Raw genomic sequence first — 19204 nt, 5'->3', positions numbered from 1 at the left:
AAGCGCATCAACCAATTGGTTGATGCGCTTATATTCTAACCTATCAACCCCGCCCCGTCAGTTTAAGTTTAACTGTAATGGCCAAAGCGAGGGAGGATGTTTCATATTCATTACTCATTAACAGCATCTTTCAGTCCCTTTCCTGCGCGGAAAGCGGGTACTTTTGCTGCTGCGATTTTGATTTCTTTGCCTGTCTGGGGGTTACGCCCTGTACGAGCAGCACGCTCACGTACAGTAAAAGTACCGAACCCTACCAAAACGACATCATCACCGTCTTTCAATGCATCAGATACCGAAGAAATGAATGCATCTACTACACGCCCGGCAGCTGCTTTGGAAATATTTACATCAGCAGCAATTTTGTCGATCAGTTGTGACTTGTTCACTCTTATCATCCCCATTTAGTTTCACTATCGTAACAAATACCGATCTCTAACGGATAACGCGACAGCCATGCCGTTATATCAATCCCTTCCAGTATTAGCAAAAAATCATGGAACAGCAAAATATTTAATCGGATATTTGGATTAAACTAACTTAATAAGACAAAAAAAGGCTGGCAAGTCTTAATATACTCGCCAACCTAAATTTTATACAAACTTCTTGAGTTAGCTCACTATTTTCGTACTACTTTAGTGATACTGCTTCTGCTCCAAACGCAGGAGACTGTAAAGCAATAGACAAAACATCTTCTATGCGCTTAACAGGATGGATCTCCAAATCTTGAATAATATTCTGAGGGATCTCTTCCAGATCTCGTTTATTTTCATCTGGAATCAAGACGGTTTTGATCCCTCCACGATGAGCTGCCAGCAGTTTTTCTTTCAAACCACCAATAGGCAGTACTAAACCACGCAGAGTGATTTCGCCTGTCATAGCAACATCGGCACGAACCGGATTACCTGTCAGGCAGGAAACCAACGCAGTACACATTGCAATACCCGCGCTTGGGCCATCTTTTGGTGTTGCACCTTCAGGTACGTGGACGTGAATATCACGTTTTTCATGGAAATCAGAGCTAATGCCCAGTTTATCAGCACGAGCCCGAACCACAGTCAAGGCTGCCTGAATGGATTCTTGCATCACTTCACCCAACGAACCCGTATAGGTCAGTTTTCCTTTACCTGGCACGCTGGCTGTTTCAATCGTTAACAGTTCACCACCCACTTCGGTCCATGCAAGGCCAGTCACCTGACCAACACGGTTCTCAGTATCCGCACGACCATAATCCACACGTTGAACACCCAGATAATTTTTTAGATTATCCGCATTGATTTCGATGTGCTTAAGCTGCTTATCCATCAACAATGCCTTAACAGCTTTACGGCACAGTTTGGAAATTTCACGTTCCAGATTACGTACACCAGCTTCACGGGTGTAGTAACGGATAATACCGAGAATCGCACCGTCATCAATGGCCAATTCACCTTTTTTCAAAGCATTGCGCTCAATCTGCTTTGGCAGTAGATGCCGCTTGGCGATGTTCAGTTTTTCGTCTTCGGTATAACCCGACAGACGAATAACCTCCATACGATCAAGCAGTGGCGCCGGAATGTTCATCGAATTGGACGTTGCCACAAACATAACATCAGACAGATCGTAATCCACTTCAAGGTAGTGATCATTAAATGCCACGTTTTGTTCAGGATCAAGAACCTCCAGCAATGCAGAAGCCGGATCGCCGCGCATGTCAGATGACATTTTGTCAATTTCATCCAACAGGAACAGTGGATTTTTGACCCCAATTTTGGACATCTTCTGAACCAGTTTACCCGGCATGGAACCAATATAAGTACGGCGATGACCACGGATTTCTGCTTCATCACGTACGCCACCCAGCGCCATGCGAACATATTTACGGCCAGTTGCACGCGCAATAGAACGGCCCAGTGAGGTTTTACCTACGCCAGGAGGCCCTACCAAGCACAGAATCGGCCCTTTGATTTTGCTGACACGGCTTTGTACTGCCAGATACTCAAGGATACGCTCTTTGACGCGTTCCAGACCATAATGATCTATATCCAGCACTTCCTGCGCCTTGACCAAATCTTTTTTCACCTTGCTGCGAGCAACCCAAGGAACTTGTACCATCCAGTCAATGTAGCTACGTACCACCGTCGCTTCCGCTGACATTGGAGACATCATTTTTAATTTCTGCAGCTCGGCTTCGGCCTTTTCGCGTGCCTCTTTCGGCATTTTAGCGTCTTCGATCTTACGTCTCAACGTTTCATATTCATCAGGTGCATCATCCATCTCACCTAATTCTTTCTGAATCGCTTTCATTTGCTCGTTCAGGTAGTACTCGCGCTGGCTTTTTTCCATCTGTTTTTTGACGCGATTGCGGATACGTTTTTCTACCTGTAACAGATCGATTTCTGATTCCATCATTGCGATCAGATATTCAATACGCTCAACAACATCAGACATTTCTAAAACAGTCTGTTTATCGTTAATTTTTAAAGGCATATGGGCAGCAATGGTATCTGCCAGTTTTGCTAAATCTTCAATGCTGTGTAATGATGTCAATACTTCCGGCGGGATCTTCTTGTTTAGTTTGACATAACCTTCAAACTGATTAATGGCGGTTCTTACCAGAACTTCCTGCTCACGTTCATCAACGACAGGGGATTCAAGATATTCAACCTGCGCATAGAAGTACTCACCATTATCCGTCAATGTTGTAATACGGGCACGCTGCAAACCCTCAACGAGAACTTTCACTGTGCCGTCTGGCAGTTTCAACATCTGTAACACAGAAGCCACTGTACCTACGGAGAAAAGATCATTGACTCCCGGCTCATCAGTGGATGCTTCTTTTTGCGCGACCAACATGACCTGTTTGTCATGATCCATTGCTGCTTCCAGGCAATGAATCGACTTCTCACGCCCAACAAACAGAGGGATCACCATATGTGGGTAAACCACTACATCGCGCAAAGGCAATACAGGGATTTCTATGCGTTCGGAACGCTCAGGGTTCATAGAGCTCTCTCTTCGTTTAGCTTTCGCCAGTTTTTAGGAATCTCGTGAAACACGGTTTTCACGAGTTTCACTTCAAAGAATACAAAATATATGGGGACAGGAATCTCACATTCAATAGCCTATGCCTGCAAAAAGCAAAATGAGGGAGAATCCCTCATTTTTATTTTTTCAATACATATTGATAATCGGTACTTCCTACCCTATTTTCATCACTCACCAGAAACTTGGGCATCCGGCTTGCTATATATCAATAATGGCGCTGATTTCTCTTCAACAACCGCTTCATCAACGACAACTTTTTCTACATGTTCCATTGATGGCAGGTCATACATCGTATCCAGCAAAACACCTTCTACGATTGAACGAAGACCACGTGCACCAGTCTTACGTGCCATAGCCTTCTTCGCAATCGCTGTCAATGCTTCTTTTCTGAACTCAAGTTCAGCACCTTCCAGATTAAACAGAGCCTGATACTGTTTGGTCAACGCGTTTTTCGGCTCTTGCAGGATCTGAATCAGTGCTTCTTCACTCAGTTCAGTCAATGTTGCCACAACTGGCAGACGGCCAATGAATTCAGGAATTAACCCAAATTTGATCAAATCTTCCGGTTCAGCCTGAGCAAGCAATTCGCCTTCTGTTACTTTCTCCGACTCGCCTTTAACTGTAGCACTAAAACCGATACCCGAGCTGACATTCAAACGCTGGCTAATAACTTTGTCCAATCCTGCAAATGCACCACCACAGATAAACAAGATCTTAGAGGTATCAACCTGAAGAAATTCCTGCTGTGGATGTTTACGGCCACCTTGAGGTGGAACCGCTGCCACTGTACCTTCAATCAGCTTCAAAAGTGCCTGCTGAACGCCCTCTCCCGAGACATCACGAGTAATTGACGGATTATCAGATTTGCGAGAAATCTTATCTATTTCATCAATATACACAATCCCACGCTGCGCTTTCTGCACATCGTAGTCACACTTTTGCAGCAGTTTCTGGATAATATTTTCTACATCTTCACCGACATAACCCGCTTCAGTCAGTGTCGTAGCATCGGCCATAGTAAAAGGCACATCTAAATAACGAGCGAGTGTCTCAGCAAGTAGGGTTTTACCACTACCTGTTGGGCCAATCAGCAGAATATTACTCTTTCCTAATTCCACACCGTTATTAGTGTCATCATTACGCAGTCTCTTGTAATGGTTATAAACAGCGACTGCTAACACTTTCTTCGCCGTTTCCTGACCGATAACATAATCATCCAGATGTTGACGAATTTCATGAGGGGTAGGCAAAGCGCTACGCTCACGGTGTGGTACTAGTTCTTTAATTTCTTCGCGAATGATATCGTTACATAAATCGACACATTCGTCGCAGATATACACTGACGGGCCAGCTATTAATTTCCGAACTTCATGTTGGCTTTTCCCGCAGAAAGAGCAATACAGCAGCTTTCCTGAACCGTCTTTGCGCTTATCTGTCATCAGTCAACCTCACTTTATGAGCTGTTATCCCAGTTTATCTGGCATAACAGAAAATACGCTGTCATTACTCCGCCGAGTAAGGCGCCAACAAAAAAACGCCCTTAAAATTATAGCGCCGGAGTAATAAAGTAATTATCAATAAATTAGTTGCGCTGGGTAAATATACTATCAACCAAACCGTATTCTACGGATTCTGCAGCTGATAAGAAACGGTCGCGTTCTGTATCTTCGACGATCTTCTCAAGTGGTTTGCCAGTATGTTTCGCCATCAACTCGTTCATGCGAGCTTTAACCTTGAGTATCTCCTGCGCATGAATTTCAATATCTGTCGCCTGCCCTTGGAAACCACCTAATGGCTGGTGAATCATGACCCTAGAATTTGGCAGACAGAAACGCTTACCTTTTGCTCCCGCTGTCAACAGGAATGCACCCATTGAACAGGCTTGCCCCATACAGATAGTACTCACATCCGGCTTGATAAATTGCATCGTGTCATAAATAGACATACCCGCTGTAATAACCCCACCCGGAGAGTTGATATATAAGTTAATATCTTTTTCTGGGTTTTCTGCTTCCAGGAATAACATTTGGGCGACAATTAAGTTCGCCATATGATCTTCAACTGGCCCAGTCAGAAAAATAATTCGATCTTTTAATAAACGGGAATAAATATCGAATGCACGTTCTCCACGTGCAGTTTGTTCAACCACCATCGGCACCAAAGACATGTTAGGTGCATATTGATCTTGCTTGCCACTGTATGACATTTCCGTCTCCTAATAGAACTCACGCTGGTGCCATTCATAACTGATTCTACTTGAGATAAGCGATGATGACCATGATTCAAAGTTAACTAACAGAGGGCTTTCTCCCCCTAAAAAGTAGTAAGCCCTTACATAATAGTAAGAAAGGATATGAGGTTAAATCTGTTTTTTTCAAGGACAATAAAAAAACCCGCAAGCATAGCCTGCGGGTTTGCATTACTGAGAGAAATTTTATTATCTCAGGTAATCAATAAATGAAACTTATGCCAGTTGATTTTGGTTCATAAGATCATTAAAGTCGGCTTCTTTTTCAGAAACTTTTGCTTTATTCAGAACAAATTCAACAGCCTGCTCTTCCAGAGCAATGTTGCGGACGTTGTTCAGCATTTCTTTATTTTTGCTGTAGTATTCGATCACTTCTTTTGGATCTTCATAAGCAGAAGCCATCTCTTCGATCAACACATTAACGCGATCTTCGTCAACTTTCAGCTCATTGCTGCTAATGACTTCACCTAACAGCAAACCAACAACAACGCGGCGTTTTGCCTGCTCTTCGAACAGTTCACGTGGCAGTTCCAGAGCTTGTTTTTCATTGCCGCCGAAACGCTGAGCAGCCTGACGGCGCAACACATCAATTTCGCCATCGATAACCGCTGCTGGAACTTCAACTTCGTTCGCATTAACCAGACCATCAAGAACCTGAGTCTTGATATGGCTACGAACCGCGTTCTTCAGCTCACGTTCCATATTTTTGCGCACTTCAGCACGCAAACCATCAACAGTGCCGTCAGCAATACCAAAACGCTTGATAAACTCTTCGGTCAGTTCTGGCAGTTCACGCTGTTCAACTTTCTTCAGGTTGATAGCAAACGTCGCAGCTTTCCCTTTCAGGTTTTCTGCATGATAATCTTCTGGGAAAGTCACATCGAGGGTAAATTCTTCACCCGCTTTGTGGCCAACGACGCCCTCTTCAAAACCAGGGATCATACGGCCCTGGCCCATTGCCAGAACGAAATCAGTTGATTTGCCGCCTTCGAACTCTTCGCCATCAACAGAACCAGTGAAGTCAACAGTTACGCGATCTTCCGCAGCCGCTGCTTCATCAGTTTCTTTCCAATCTGCCTGCTGTTTACGCAAAGTTTCCAGCATCGCGTCAACGTCTGCATCTTTAACTTCAACAACCGGTTTTTCAACTTCGATCTCTTCCAGACCTTTCAGTTCAATCTCTGGATAAACTTCAAACTCAACAGCATAAATGAAGTCTTCACCATCTTTAAACTGCTCTGGTTTATAGCTTGGCGCGCCTGCTGGATTAATTTTATTCTCAATGATCGCATTGACGAAATTGCGTTGCATCAGATCACCAAGAACATCCTGCAGAACGGAAGCGCCATAACGCTGTTTGACGATATTCATAGGCACTTTGCCTTTACGGAAACCGTCGATACGGACTTTTTTCGCTACATTAACCAATTCACTGCTAATTGCTTTTTCAATGTCGGCAGCAGGAACGGTGATTGATACACGACGCCCAAGGCCTTGAGTGGTTTCAACAGAAACTTGCATCTTGTTACCTCAAAAAAATCATAGTGCTCGGTCAACTTCAGAGTGTCGTAATGCCTGAAAAACTGGCTGATTACAACACTCATCAAGAACCGGGGCGGTCGTATTTAAAAACCGAGAATCCCTGTGATCAGAAGCGTCCCGAAACCATTCTAAAAATTCAGACGCAGCATTATAGCGACGCAGACAGTATGAGTCGAGAATTGCAGACAAAAGCAGGCAATATTCGTTGACTTCTGTGATAAACATGGCTCAATGACTGCATCACGATATCGTCTATCCGGTGTGAATATATACAAAAATACAGCCCGAAGGCTGAAGTCTAAAATTAAAATCAGATTAATAAAATAAAAAATTAAGTAGGATATATAGTCTAACCCGGAAAAATCACAAACCTGACGTCGTCGTACTTCCTCCCCGGCATGCAGGCGAAGCTAGAACAGTGTCTCCCAATTCTGCCCACTCTTTTTCTGTATAAGTATGAAGCGCTAAAGCATGTACGCCTTCTTCCAACTCTTTAGCTAAGACACTATATACTGAGCGATGGCGGCTAAGCACTCGCTGATCGACAAATTCATTACTGATCACAATTATTTTAAAATGGCTTTCAGAACCTGCTGGCACATTATGACGATAACTTTCATCGATCACTTCCAGATGAGAAGGCTTAAATGCCGCCTGTAACTTTATTTCTATTTCCTGACGAACCATCCCATTCTCCTTCATCACCAAAGGTTATTTATCAACCATATAATTGATTCTAGTTTATTTCCCGTGAGTTATAACATCAGGGCAGCCAAATATCTTTAACAGAATTTACTTGGGGTATTTCTCCCTATGTTTCAAGCATTCATTAGGGATATGCCGCTATCAATAGCAATGCTATGATTGCGACTGTTTATACTACCTGTATTAATATATCGGGTATCCGTATCCTGAATGAGAAAACCTACATGCTAAAAAAAATATTTACTTCATTGCTTGCACTTTTCTTTTTAGCTGGCTTATCTGGCTGTGCAAACTCCGGCAATACATTGGCAATTCAACCAAAAATTACCCTGCCACCCGTAGATCCGACAATGAAAGCGATCACAATCAGTATTAGTGGGGTCGATCATCGTCAATCTCAAGCACTGGCCCAAGTTAATCGCGATGCCAGACTGGTTACCCTGACACCTTCCCGTGATTTACGGTTTTTACTCCAAGAAGCACTGGAAAAGCAAATGGTAGCTCGCGGCTATATGATTGGTTCTCCTGCCAATGCCAACTTGCAAGTCGTTGTGAATCAGCTTTATGCCAATGTTAAGGAAGGGAGTCTACGCCACGATATTTCTACAAAAGCAGAAGTCTCCATTATTGTTTATGCCCAAGATGACAGCCAGCAGATCAAAAACTATCGCACTAGCTACAATGTTCAAGGGCCATTAAGTGCAACAAATGCGAAAATTGCAGATGCCGTAAACACGGTTTTATCTGACGTGATCGCAGACATGGCCCAAGATTCGTCAGTCAGCACCTTCATCAAACAAAACGTTCACTAACAGGAGATGAAAAAACTTTCTGCCAAATTCTGCCCAGTTAGTTAATGTGCAGAAAGTTTTCTTGAGAGGCTCATGACTAATCATTATCTCAATAAGCTGTCCAGATTACGTAATTATTACATCCTTCTTTTACTAGGTTTTGCCTCTGGTCTACCCCTAGCACTCACGGGAGGAACATTACAGGCATGGATGACAGTTGAAAATCTGGATATCAAAACCATCGGTTTTTTCACTTTGGTTGGTCAAGCCTATGTCTTTAAATTCCTCTGGGCTCCGGCAATGGACAGATATTCGCCCTCATTTTTAGGGCGGCGGCGGGGATGGATGCTGGTGACTCAGCTCCTGCTTATCGTCAGTATTGCCACAATGGCTTTCCTCAAGCCATCTGAACATTTATGGTGGCTCGCAGCATTAGCCGTCTCTGTCGCATTTTTTTCCGCTTCCCAAGATATTATCTTTGATGCCTATAAAACCGACTTACTTTCACAGGAAGAACGCGGTTCAGGTGCTGCAATTTCCGTTCTAGGATATCGGATAGCCATGTTGGTTTCCGGTGGTTTGGCGTTGTGGCTGACCACTTATATTGGCTGGCAGAATATGTATTTGATAATGGCAGGCATGATGCTCATTGGTGTTTATGCCACACTCAATGCCAAAGAACCAAAGATTAATACAGCGCCACCAAAAACATTACATCAGGCAGTATTCGAACCCTTATCTGATTTCTTTAGCCGAAACAATGCCTGGATTATTCTGCTATTAATTGTACTGTATAAGCTTGCTGATGCGTTTGCGCTCTCTCTCAGTACAACGTTCCTTATACGTGGTGTTGGCTTTACTGCTGCTGAAGTCGGTATGATCAATAAAACACTCGGCTTGGCTGCTACCATTGTAGGTGCTCTATATGGCGGCTATTTGATGCATAAATGGAGCCTGTTTCGCGCCCTGATGATATTTGGCATTCTCCAAACCGTTTCAAATTTGGGTTATTGGATACTTGCCGTCACTCCCAAAGACATCTACGTGATGGGGGGCGCTGTTTTTCTGGAAAATATCTGTGGTGGCATGGGAACAGCAGCGTTTGTCGCCCTGTTAATGACCTTATGCAATAAATCATTTTCAGCGACACAATTTGCCCTGCTTTCTGCATTAGCAGCAATTGGACGGGTTTATGTCGGCCCGGTTGCGGGATGGTTCGCTGAATCTCACGGCTGGTCCATGTTTTATCTATTCTCCATTGTCATCGGATTACCGGGTCTGTGGCTTTTGTTTATCTGCCGCAAGACACTGGCTTATACTGAAAAAAACGATAGTTTCATTTCCCGTACATTATTCAAGGGCTATTATCGGATTGCTTTCATTATCATGCTGCTCGCCGCTTTCATATTTATAATTTGGTTAATTTGTAGCTGCCTGATAATTATCATCAGTAGTATGGCTCATTTTATCGTCCTTGATGAACTTCAAAAAGCAATCTCACCCGTATTCTCATTCAGTATCGCAATGGGTACTGCAGGACTTCTATTGGGAGGAGCGCTGGATTATTTAGCTTTGAGGAAAACCAAATTCGCTTAGTGTGTTCCCCCTGAACTCCTACTACAGCATCTTAGATGCGCTTTCTGAAAAAGCCAAAGGTTGGTAAGGTTCAACCTTTGGCTGCCTTATTTTAGTGATAAACTTCACAATAAAAATAAAAAACAGCCATTATGTGACTTGGAAAACGTCTTTTTCAAGAGTGGAACATTTATATTCACACTAACAAATATTATTATCCGAATGTATTTTGTTTCGAACCATTCAAGACATCTTTATTTATCCTAAAACCATATAAAGGGAATTTATGAAAAGACATATTTTGACACTCACCGCAGTTGCTACTGCCTTGGTTTCTGCATCAGCCAGCGCGGAATATCAGTGGGGTTTTGCCAATGTCAGCATGAACTACCTTGACTGGACCAAACACACCACTCAAAAAACAGGGCAGACCTCACATAAAGATGACTTTGCTTATTTGGAACTAGAAGGTGGAGCTGGGTTCAGTTGGGGCGAGCTATATGGTTTCCTTGATTTAGAAAATCCATTTAACAACAAAACTGCACAACCCGGTGATAACCAGCGCTACACCTTCAAAACCACAGGTCGTTTCTATCTCGGTGATACTGGTTTCAACCTTTATGGTCATGTTTATGGCACCTATTCACTACCAGGTAAAGCCAACGGTGGCAATTTCCATGAAGTAAATACTCTCTATGGATTGGGCTATAACACCACGCTTGCTGGTGTTTGGTTCAAACCTTTTGTCGCACTTCACTATGTTGACCAAACTTTCTACTCAGGTAATAACGGTTATGTCGTAGGCTGGGTTGCAGGGTACGATTTCCAACTCTGGCAAGAAAAATTCAGTATTACGAACTGGAATGAAATTGAGTTGAACCGTAATCAGCGCTACGGCAATGGTGGCCGAGAGGGTATCAATGGTGCTGTCGGATTATGGTGGACTCCACATCCTTCCTTTACTACTGGGATTCAATATCGCTATGCGGATAACAAATTAGGCGAAGATTTCTTGCAGGATGGTATTGTTTATAGTGTAAAATATAACTTCTAAAATAAATTTAACTGATGAGCAGCAACAAGCTGCTCATCAGTACCGATAAACAACGGTTATCATATTGTAAAAAACGCTTGTTTTAGTCTTATTTCCTTTGGTTTTCATCAGTTTTTTCTTTTTAAAAATAGAAAGTTATTTTAAAATAAATACTTATTTTGAACTCTTGGTTAAAGTAACCATCTAAAATTAACTTTTTGTTAAATCTTACATCACATGTGATCCCTCTAACATAAAAAGCCTACAAGTTATCTTGCTTCCATTACAATTGTTTACACTCCGGTGACCTTACCGTAGAATGCCCGCACTGATGAAACGACAATAAAGCTTTTGTTATCTGGGGTCGCTCAATGAGACTTATGAAATACAAAAAAACTATTGGGTTGTCGTCATTACTCGCAGCCACTTTAATACTAAGTGGTTGTGATATGGTATTGATGAATCCCAAAGGGGCGATCGGCGTTGAGCAAAAAACGCTGATACTGACAGCGTTTGGCCTGATGCTGATCGTTGTTATTCCGGCTATCGTAATGGCAATCATTTTTGCTCTACGTTACCGGGAAGCCAATAAATCCGCTACTTACCGTCCAAACTGGGCACACTCAAATAAAATTGAGCTTGTCGTTTGGACTGTGCCTATTCTGATTATCATCGTCTTGGCAACCATTACATGGAAAACGACTCAGGAACTCGATCCATATAAGCCATTGGACTATGAAGAAAAACCGGTAACGATTGAAGTTATTTCCCTTGACTGGAAATGGCTATTTATCTACCCAGAACAAGGCATTGCGACAGTAAACGAAATTGCATTCCCTACCAATGTTCCCGTGAACTTCAAAATCACGTCAGACTCTGTGATGAACTCCTTTTTCATCCCACAGTTAGGCGGTCAGATTTATGCGATGGCAGGCATGCAGACAAAACTGCACTTGATTGCTAATACACCGGATACATATAAAGGGTTCTCAGCAAGCTATAGCGGCGAAGGCTTCTCTGGCATGAAATTTACTGCAACAGCGACACCTGATCGTGAAAGTTTTGAACAGTGGGTGCAGAAAGTTAAGGCATCACCTAAAACCCTGGATACTGTGCAGGCGTTTAATGACTTAGCTGAAAAAAGCCAAAATAACCCTGTTGAATACTTCTCAAGAGTGAAACCAAAGCTGTTCCAAGAAACGATCACCAAATTCATGGGTGACATGAAACATGGTGGTATGTTTGGTACAGCAAGTCACGGCAAAACAGAACATGGTGAAGCTGCGGATCATAATATGAATATGAGTCAGCCGGCTCATGCAGGTGTTGAGGAATAAAGGCATGTGGGGAAAATTAACACTGGATGCAATCCCACTACATGAACCCATTATTGTAGTGACTCTGATTGCAATCCTTCTCGGGGGACTGGCGGTTGTCGGTACCTTAACTTATTTCCGTAAATGGAAATGGCTCTGGAGCGAATGGTTAACCAGCGTTGACCATAAAAAAATCGGTATCATGTATATCGTCGTTGCCATGGTCATGATGGTTCGCGGTTTCGCTGACGCCATCATGATGCGTGGACAGCAAGCTCTGGCTTCCGCAGGTGAAGCCGGCTTCCTGCCCCCGCACCATTATGATCAAGTCTTTACCGCCCACGGCGTTATCATGATCTTCTTCATGGCAATGCCGTTCGTTGTCGGTCTGATGAACATCGTAGTTCCCCTGCAAATCGGGGCGCGTGACGTTGCTTTCCCATTCCTGAACTCACTGAGCTTCTGGTTATTTGTTGTCGGTGTCGTACTGATCAACCTCTCCCTCGGTGTCGGTGAGTTCGCACAGACAGGCTGGTTGGCCTACCCTCCTCTATCAGGTAAACTATACAACCCCGGGGTTGGTGTTGATTATTGGATATGGAGTCTCCAGCTCTCCGGTATTGGTACATTGCTGACAGGCGTTAACTTCTTCGTGACTATCCTGCGTATGCGTGCGCCAGGCATGTCTATGATGAAAATGCCGGTTTTCTCATGGACCGTACTGTGTACCAACGTACTGATTATTGCAGCATTCCCAATCCTGACAGTCACTGTTGCACTGTTAACTCTGGATCGTTATATGGGCACCCATTTCTTCACCAATGATATGGGCGGCAATATGATGATGTACATCAACCTGATCTGGGCTTGGGGTCATCCAGAAGTTTACATTCTGGTTCTGCCTGTCTTTGGTATCTTCTCTGAAGTCACAGCGACCTTCGCGAAAAAACGCCTGTTTGGTTATACCTCGCTGGTATGGGCGACGATTGTTATTACCATTCTGTCGTTCGTTGTATGGCTACACCACTTCTTTACGATGGGCTCTGGTGCGAACGTCAACGCCTTCTTTGGTATCGCCACAATGATTATCTCTATCCCAACTGGGGTTAAGATCTTCAACTGGCTGTTCACCATGTACCGTGGTCGTATCGAATTTAAAACCCCAATGCTGTGGACTGTTGGCTTCCTCGTCACTTTCTCCATTGGTGGTATGACAGGTGTTCTGCTGGCCGTACCTGGCGCGAACTTCGTTCTGCATAACAGTTTGTTCCTGATTGCTCACTTCCATAACGTTATTATTGGTGGTGTGGTATTTGGCTGCTTTGCAGGTACCGCTTACTGGTTCCCGAAAGCGTTTGGTTTCACACTGAACGAAAAATGGGGTATCCGTGCATTCTGGTTCTGGATCACCGGTTTCTTCGTAGCCTTTATGCCACTGTACGCGTTGGGCTTCATGGGCATGACCCGTCGTCTGAGTCAAGATATCGACCCTGCATTCCACACTATGCTGGTTGTTGCAGCGGGTGGAGTTGTCTTAATCGCTCTTGGTATTCTGTGTCAGGTTATCCAGTTCTACGTCAGTATCCGTGACCGTGAACAAAACCGTGATCTGACTGGTGACCCATGGGGTGGCCGTACTTTGGAATGGTCAACTTCATCTCCGCCTCCGTTCTATAACTTTGCTGAAGTTCCTCATATCCAGACTCGCGACGCATGGTGGGATATGAAGGAGAAAGACACTGCTCATAAACGTCCGGCTAAATATGGAGAAATTCATATGCCTAAAAACACAAGCGCGGGCATCATTATCAGTGCGTTCCTCCTGGTCTTCGGCTTTGCCATGATCTGGGATATCTGGTGGCTGGCTATCGCAAGTTTCGCCGGTACTATCATCACTTGGATCGTGAAAAGCTTTGACGAAGATGTTGATTACTACGTTCCTGTAGCTGAAGTCGAAAAAACTGAAAATCAGCATTACGAAGAACTGAGAAAGGCAGGTGTGAAATAATGTCGACTCAAACCCTTAACAACACAGCCGCCCATGAGCATCATGGGCACCATGACGTAGGCTCCATGAAGATATTTGGCTTCTGGATCTACCTGATGAGTGACTTGGTTCTGTTTGCAAGCCTGTTCGCCACTTATGCAGTACTGGCCAACGGCACGGCAGGTGGCCCATCCGGTAAAGATATTTTTGAATTGCCATTTGTTCTGGTCGAAACCTTCCTGCTACTGTTCAGCAGTATCACCTATGGTTTCGCCATGCTGAGCATGAACAAAGGTAAAACGGGCCAAGTTAACCTGTGGCTGTTCATTACTTTCTTGTTCGGCCTCGGCTTCGTTTCGATGGAAATCTATGAATTCCATAAACTGATTTCAGAAGGTTTTGGCCCTGATCGCAGTGCATTTCTGTCATCCTTCTTTGCTTTGGTTGCCACTCACGGTATCCACGTAACTTGTGGCTTGATCTGGATTATTATCATGATGGTTCAGGTTGCACGCCGTGGTCTGACTGAAGTGAATCGTACTCGTCTGAGTTGCCTGAGCCTGTTCTGGCACTTCCTCGACGTAGTATGGATTTGTGTATTTACTGTCGTTTATCTGATGGGAGCTATGTAATGAGTCATCCAAATACTTCTCATTCCGGTGCCGACCACGGCAGTTTCAAAACCTACATGATTGGTTTTATCCTGTCAGTCATACTGACCGTAATTCCATTCTGGATGGTGATGGATGGCAGTGCTTCCCAGAGCACAATCCTGCTTACAGTTATCGGCATGGCCGTGATTCAGATCTTTGTACATTTCGTCTGTTTCCTGCACATGAACACATCGTCTGAAGAACGTTGGAACCTCGTCGCTTTGATATTCACATTGCTTGTCATCGCTATCGTTGTTGTCGGCTCTCTGTGGATTATGTACAACCTGAACATCAATATGATGGTTGATTAAAGAGTTGACTTGAATGATTAAGCAATACCTGCAAGTGACCAAACCAGGAATTATTTTCGGAAATCTAATTTCTGTGGTTGGAGGTTTTCTACTCGCTTCCAAGGGCGTAATAGATTACCCATTGTTCTTTGCTACGATGCTCGGGGTATCGCTGGTAGTTGCATCTGGTTGTGTATTTAACAACTATATCGACCGCGATATCGACCGAATCATGGAGAGAACAAAAAACAGGGTCCTTGTTAAAGGGCTTATCGATCCGAAAATCAGCCTGATTTACGCCTCAGTGCTAGGTATTGCTGGCATAGTGCTGCTCTATGTAGCAGCCAATGCCTTAGCAATGCAGTTAGCCCTCATCGGGTTTGTGATTTATGTTGGGGTTTATAGCCTCTACATGAAAAGAAAATCTGTTTATGGCACGCTGGTTGGTAGTTTGTCAGGTGCGGCACCTCCAGTTATTGGTTATTGTGCAGTAACAGGGCAGTTTGACACAGGGGCATTGATACTGTTGCTAATCTTCAGTTTATGGCAAATGCCCCACTCTTACGCCATTGCTATTTTTCGGTTCAAAGATTATCAGGCCGCCAACATTCCAGTATTGCCAGTAATTAAGGGTATTTCTGTGGCGAAAAACCACATCACCCTGTATATCTTGGCCTTTATGGTTGCCACCTTGATGCTGACAATCAGCGGTTACGCAGGTTACAAATACCTCATCGTAGCAGCAGCAGTGAGTATCTGGTGGCTGGGTATGGCATTATCAGGTTATAAAACTGCTAATGATCGTATCTGGGCCCGTAAGTTATTTATGTTTTCTATTGTCGCTATCATGTCTTTGAGCGTCATGATGTCTGTCGATTCAACAGCATCTCCAGAAACGCTGCTGACTTACGTTCGGTAATATCAAGAGGGCTGGGTCTTCCCCTGCCCTCTTTTCCTTTCCCTTATCTCTTTATTCATTTACAACTTGTTTATTTATAAACGTTATTTTTTATCCATATAATTTAATTACTATTGATTACTAATGAGATAATTAGCATTTTACAATGACATGTTCCTATTTAAGTGAAATGTCATATCGAATTTTTTGAGGTATCCATGAACGATAATAAAATGACTCCGCTTGAACTTCGAGCAACGTGGGGCTTAGGTTCCGTTTTTTCTCTGCGCATGTTAGGTATGTTCATGGTTTTACCTGTTTTAACAACCTACGGCTTGGAGTTACGGGGATCCAGCGAAACCTTGATCGGGATTGCTATTGGCATCTACGGTTTAACACAGGCAATATTTCAAATCCCATTCGGGTTGCTTTCAGACAGAATCGGTAGAAAACCCCTAATCATCGGTGGGCTGCTCATCTTTGTACTAGGCAGTATTATTGCGGCTTTGAGCGACTCTATTTGGGGTATTATCATCGGCAGAGCCTTACAGGGTGCTGGTGCAATATCTGCTGCAATCATGGCATTACTTTCTGATCTTACCCGCGAACAGAATCGTACAAAAGCTATGGCATTCATTGGCATTAGCTTTGGTATTACCTTCGCCTTTGCTATTGTTGTCGGCCCTATCATCACGCACCAAATAGGGTTAAATGGTCTGTTTGGAGCAATAACGATCTTGGCCAGTTGTGGTATCTTGATCACCTTGTTCGCTGTACCGTCTGCGCATAAACACATACTGAATCGCGAGTCTGGAATTGCCCGTGGCAGTTTTCGACGTGTGCTCTCTGATCCTCAGCTACTAAAACTCAATTTTGGCATTCTCAGCCTGCATACTTTATTAATGTCGAGTTTTATTGCCCTCCCCCTAATCATGGAAAAAGCCGGCTTTCCACCACAGAAACACTGGAAAGTTTACTTAATTACCACACTCATTTCTTTTATTGCTGTTTTACCCTTCATTATCTACGCAGAGAAAAAACGCCGTATGAAACAGGTATTTTTACTTTGCATCGGACTGTTATTCATCGCCGAATTAGTTTTATGGTCAGTGGGTTCACACCTTTGGGGAATTTTTGCAGGTATTCAGGTGTTCTTTCTCGCTTTTAATATCATGGAAGCCATTTTACCATCACTCATCAGCAAAGAAGCGCCCGCTGGTTACAAAGGTACGGCGATGGGGGTTTACTCTACCAGTCAATTCCTCGGTGTCGCATTGGGAGGTTTCCTCGGTGGAATGCTCTATGAACAGCAAGGCGCATCATTGGTATTTATGGGAGGTATTGTGCTAACCGCACTCTGGTTTATTATCAGCCTGACACTACGTCAACCACCTTATGTCAGCAGCATCAGGATTGTCTTACCTGAGCAATTGAATAATCCTGACATCTTAGAAAAGAAAATATTGTCACAGGCGGGTGTGAAAGATATTGTCATCGCATTAGAAGAACTCAGTGCGTATGTCAAAGTTGATACAAAACAGACCAATCGAGAACAATTAGAACAACTTGTGCTGTCTCATAAATAACCACCGCCGTTTGTAATAAAACAGTACGGTGCATGGATATAATCCCCTAGCACCGTACTATGTCTGTATTGGGTAATTTACCCAATATCATACTTTAAACATAACACTTTATTTGTTGGTTTTGCCTTTATAATAGAAAGGCTCCATGTCAATTTTCTTAATCAACAATGGGCACCCCAGACCTTCACGAGCTGCATTCACCAATGGCCCTCTGTCCTGATCTGCTGTCCAAGTGAATACTCCCCCTAGATTTTTTTCCAATGCATATTTTGCTTTGGCTTTCACTGTACGCGGTGTATCCAGTGATATAAACAATTTACTGTTTTGATTATAAAGATAGTCTGCATCCGCAACTTCATCTGTATAAAGGGTAAAACCATTTCTATCTTGACGAGATTCTAGATTCAGATAATTATATATCGTGTCATACCATTCTGTTGAGCCGGACTCAAATGTCCCAGTAGTCGTACCCGTTCCAGGACTATAGCTGCCCGATAATGGTGAATAACTGGTAATATTAGTATTTTTGCCATTACGAGAATATCCAGCATAACCAATATTGATAGCTTGAGATGGCACACCAACACTGAGTAGATACTCAACCGCTTTTTCCACACTATTTTCACTGCCCGGATAACGGCGCAAATTAGTATGGTGCCTTAACTTATCAGCCCACGGAGTACCAAAGAAATCATAGGTCATGACATTGATGCCATATAATCCAACCTTTAATAATTCAGGTATTTTGGATTTTTCCATAATATCTGGTACGGCAGAGCAAGCGATGCTGATTTTAATATCAGAACGTCCTGCGTTCTTAAATGCAGAAGATAAATCACGGATTAGGTCAATATAATATTTACCATCCTCCGAGTCGTGCGGGTTATCATTTCCTTTCGCTCCAGGATATTCCCAATCAATATCTACTTCAGTGAACATGGGGAAGCGTTTAAAGATATCGATCAAACTGGAAATAAATTTGGATTTCAATTGGCTGTCCCTGACCATATTGTAAAAACCATTACTCATGGTCCAACCACCGACGCTGAATGACATTACCAGTTCATGGCCTTGCGCCCTTGCTGCATCCTGTATTTTTGCCAACCCACCTAGCACTCCCATAGATTTGTCCTGATTGAAATCTCTGGGCATCTGAACGTCTTGCCACCTAGGGAAAGTACAGTTTACATAAGATTGACAATCGCCCCATTCATCGGTAAATGTGACTTCGCCATTATTGTAACGACCAAACTTCGGTGCTGCCCGAGAAATTAACGCTTTTTTCTCACCTTGATCACCTACTATCCCACAGAAACCGATAATCAATTTATCATAGGCGAAAGGGTTATCAAGCAAGTGTTGTAGATCAATACCTCTTCCCCGTGCTGAAGGGGTTTGATTACCTTGCAGGCGGCTATCATATTGTGACCAGTCAGTATAATAACCTATGACCTTAGGTTTATTTTTAACGTTATATTTATTATATATCCGTCGTCATTGAAGATGCTTGATTTTTCATTTGTATCAGATCATGATCGCGCTCATGAAAATTAATC

16 protein-coding genes and 1 pseudogene are annotated in these 19204 nt (G+C 43.4%); 10 read left to right on the top strand and 7 right to left on the bottom strand.

Going from position 1 to position 19204, the window contains the following annotated elements; genetic code table 11:
- Positions 1-110: 110 nt before the first annotated feature.
- From hupB to tig, 5 genes are all read right to left on the bottom strand, one after another.
- Entirely contained in the window at positions 111-386 is a 276-nt protein-coding gene (gene hupB / locus NXS07_RS08395; protein WP_049778807.1) for a nucleoid-associated protein HU-beta, read from the bottom strand.
- A 241-nt stretch (positions 387-627) separates the two neighbouring features.
- Positions 628-2982: an endopeptidase La gene (lon, locus tag NXS07_RS08390; RefSeq protein ID WP_038191952.1), complete on the bottom strand. Its 2355-nt coding sequence runs from the start codon at positions 2980-2982 to the stop codon at positions 628-630.
- A 209-nt stretch (positions 2983-3191) separates the two neighbouring features.
- Positions 3192-4463, bottom strand: coding sequence for an ATP-dependent protease ATP-binding subunit ClpX (gene clpX, locus NXS07_RS08385; protein WP_258086540.1), 1272 nt, complete (start codon positions 4461-4463; stop codon positions 3192-3194).
- A 143-nt stretch (positions 4464-4606) separates the two neighbouring features.
- Positions 4607-5230, bottom strand: a complete 624-nt coding sequence (gene clpP / locus NXS07_RS08380) for an ATP-dependent Clp endopeptidase proteolytic subunit ClpP (protein ID WP_038187539.1) — start codon at positions 5228-5230, stop codon at positions 4607-4609.
- 258 nt (positions 5231-5488) lie between these two features.
- Complete coding sequence (gene tig / locus NXS07_RS08375; RefSeq protein WP_038201157.1) at positions 5489-6793, bottom strand: trigger factor; 1305 nt, start codon at positions 6791-6793, stop codon at positions 5489-5491.
- A 50-nt stretch (positions 6794-6843) separates the two neighbouring features.
- On the opposite strand from tig, the gene NXS07_RS08370 reads away from it, so the two are divergent.
- Positions 6844-7023, top strand: coding sequence for a hypothetical protein (locus NXS07_RS08370; RefSeq protein WP_038187533.1), 180 nt, complete (start codon positions 6844-6846; stop codon positions 7021-7023).
- 154 nt (positions 7024-7177) lie between these two features.
- Here NXS07_RS08370 and bolA read toward each other — a convergent pair whose 3' ends face one another.
- Positions 7178-7501, bottom strand: a complete 324-nt coding sequence (gene bolA / locus NXS07_RS08365) for a transcriptional regulator BolA (protein ID WP_038191957.1) — start codon at positions 7499-7501, stop codon at positions 7178-7180.
- A 242-nt stretch (positions 7502-7743) separates the two neighbouring features.
- On the opposite strand from bolA, the gene NXS07_RS08360 reads away from it, so the two are divergent.
- The 9 genes from NXS07_RS08360 to NXS07_RS08320 all read left to right on the top strand — a co-directional run bounded on the left by NXS07_RS08360 (position 7744) and on the right by NXS07_RS08320 (position 17648).
- Positions 7744-8331 carry a lipoprotein gene (locus NXS07_RS08360; RefSeq protein WP_258086539.1) on the top strand — a complete coding sequence of 196 codons (588 nt, stop codon included), beginning with the start codon at positions 7744-7746 and terminating at the stop codon, positions 8329-8331.
- 72 nt (positions 8332-8403) lie between these two features.
- Entirely contained in the window at positions 8404-9906 is a 1503-nt protein-coding gene (gene ampG / locus NXS07_RS08355; RefSeq protein ID WP_238125124.1) for a muropeptide MFS transporter AmpG, read from the top strand.
- 265 nt (positions 9907-10171) lie between these two features.
- Entirely contained in the window at positions 10172-10939 is a 768-nt protein-coding gene (locus NXS07_RS08350) for a nucleoside-specific channel-forming Tsx family protein (protein ID WP_258086538.1), read from the top strand.
- A gap of 350 nt (positions 10940-11289) precedes the next feature.
- Positions 11290-12255 carry a cytochrome o ubiquinol oxidase subunit II gene (cyoA, locus tag NXS07_RS08345; protein ID WP_038201163.1) on the top strand — a complete coding sequence of 322 codons (966 nt, stop codon included), beginning with the start codon at positions 11290-11292 and terminating at the stop codon, positions 12253-12255.
- A gap of 4 nt (positions 12256-12259) precedes the next feature.
- The gene (gene cyoB, locus NXS07_RS08340; protein WP_046336046.1) at positions 12260-14242 is read left to right on the top strand and encodes a cytochrome o ubiquinol oxidase subunit I; all 1983 of its coding nucleotides are present in this window, start codon (positions 12260-12262) and stop codon (positions 14240-14242) included.
- Positions 14242-14853, top strand: a complete 612-nt coding sequence (locus NXS07_RS08335) for a cytochrome o ubiquinol oxidase subunit III (protein WP_012988150.1) — start codon at positions 14242-14244, stop codon at positions 14851-14853. The genes cyoB and NXS07_RS08335 overlap by 1 nt, the downstream gene beginning before the upstream one ends.
- Positions 14853-15185, top strand: a complete 333-nt coding sequence (locus NXS07_RS08330; protein WP_012988151.1) for a cytochrome o ubiquinol oxidase subunit IV — start codon at positions 14853-14855, stop codon at positions 15183-15185. Before NXS07_RS08335 ends, NXS07_RS08330 begins: the two co-directional genes overlap by 1 nt.
- A 13-nt stretch (positions 15186-15198) precedes the next feature.
- Entirely contained in the window at positions 15199-16083 is an 885-nt protein-coding gene (cyoE, locus tag NXS07_RS08325; RefSeq protein WP_038191972.1) for a heme o synthase, read from the top strand.
- A gap of 197 nt (positions 16084-16280) precedes the next feature.
- On the top strand, positions 16281-17648 hold the full coding sequence (locus NXS07_RS08320; protein WP_038201168.1) for an MFS transporter: 1368 nt from the start codon (positions 16281-16283) through the stop codon (positions 17646-17648).
- Positions 17649-17771: 123 nt separating this feature from the next.
- Here NXS07_RS08320 and NXS07_RS08315 read toward each other — a convergent pair.
- Positions 17772-19136: pseudogene (locus tag NXS07_RS08315) on the bottom strand (glycoside hydrolase family 18 protein); the annotation flags it as partial.
- Positions 19137-19204: the final 68 nt, after the last annotated feature.

The sequence above is a fragment of the Xenorhabdus bovienii genome, assembly GCF_024721015.1.
In the GTDB taxonomy this organism is placed as follows: domain Bacteria; phylum Pseudomonadota; class Gammaproteobacteria; order Enterobacterales; family Enterobacteriaceae; genus Xenorhabdus; species Xenorhabdus bovienii.
Note: the sequence above shows the minus strand (reverse complement) of the source record. Positions and strands in the feature narration are given on the sequence as shown.

What these genes read in the sequence shown, in the direction of transcription:
- cyoE (WP_038191972.1), top strand. Translation starts at nt 15,199, where the DNA reads ATGATTAAGCAATACCTGCAAGTGACCAAACCAGGAATTATTTTCGGA.
- clpP (WP_038187539.1), bottom strand. Translation starts at nt 5,230, where the DNA reads ATGTCATACAGTGGCAAGCAAGATCAATATGCACCTAACATGTCTTTG.
- tig (WP_038201157.1), bottom strand. Translation starts at nt 6,793, where the DNA reads ATGCAAGTTTCTGTTGAAACCACTCAAGGCCTTGGGCGTCGTGTATCA.
- NXS07_RS08350 (WP_258086538.1), top strand. Translation starts at nt 10,172, where the DNA reads ATGAAAAGACATATTTTGACACTCACCGCAGTTGCTACTGCCTTGGTT.
- NXS07_RS08320 (WP_038201168.1), top strand. Translation starts at nt 16,281, where the DNA reads ATGAACGATAATAAAATGACTCCGCTTGAACTTCGAGCAACGTGGGGC.
- ampG (WP_238125124.1), top strand. Translation starts at nt 8,404, where the DNA reads ATGACTAATCATTATCTCAATAAGCTGTCCAGATTACGTAATTATTAC.
- NXS07_RS08370 (WP_038187533.1), top strand. Translation starts at nt 6,844, where the DNA reads ATGCCTGAAAAACTGGCTGATTACAACACTCATCAAGAACCGGGGCGG.
- NXS07_RS08360 (WP_258086539.1), top strand. Translation starts at nt 7,744, where the DNA reads ATGCTAAAAAAAATATTTACTTCATTGCTTGCACTTTTCTTTTTAGCT.
- cyoB (WP_046336046.1), top strand. Translation starts at nt 12,260, where the DNA reads ATGTGGGGAAAATTAACACTGGATGCAATCCCACTACATGAACCCATT.
- NXS07_RS08330 (WP_012988151.1), top strand. Translation starts at nt 14,853, where the DNA reads ATGAGTCATCCAAATACTTCTCATTCCGGTGCCGACCACGGCAGTTTC.
- lon (WP_038191952.1), bottom strand. Translation starts at nt 2,982, where the DNA reads ATGAACCCTGAGCGTTCCGAACGCATAGAAATCCCTGTATTGCCTTTG.
- NXS07_RS08335 (WP_012988150.1), top strand. Translation starts at nt 14,242, where the DNA reads ATGTCGACTCAAACCCTTAACAACACAGCCGCCCATGAGCATCATGGG.
- clpX (WP_258086540.1), bottom strand. Translation starts at nt 4,463, where the DNA reads ATGACAGATAAGCGCAAAGACGGTTCAGGAAAGCTGCTGTATTGCTCT.
- cyoA (WP_038201163.1), top strand. Translation starts at nt 11,290, where the DNA reads ATGAGACTTATGAAATACAAAAAAACTATTGGGTTGTCGTCATTACTC.
- bolA (WP_038191957.1), bottom strand. Translation starts at nt 7,501, where the DNA reads ATGGTTCGTCAGGAAATAGAAATAAAGTTACAGGCGGCATTTAAGCCT.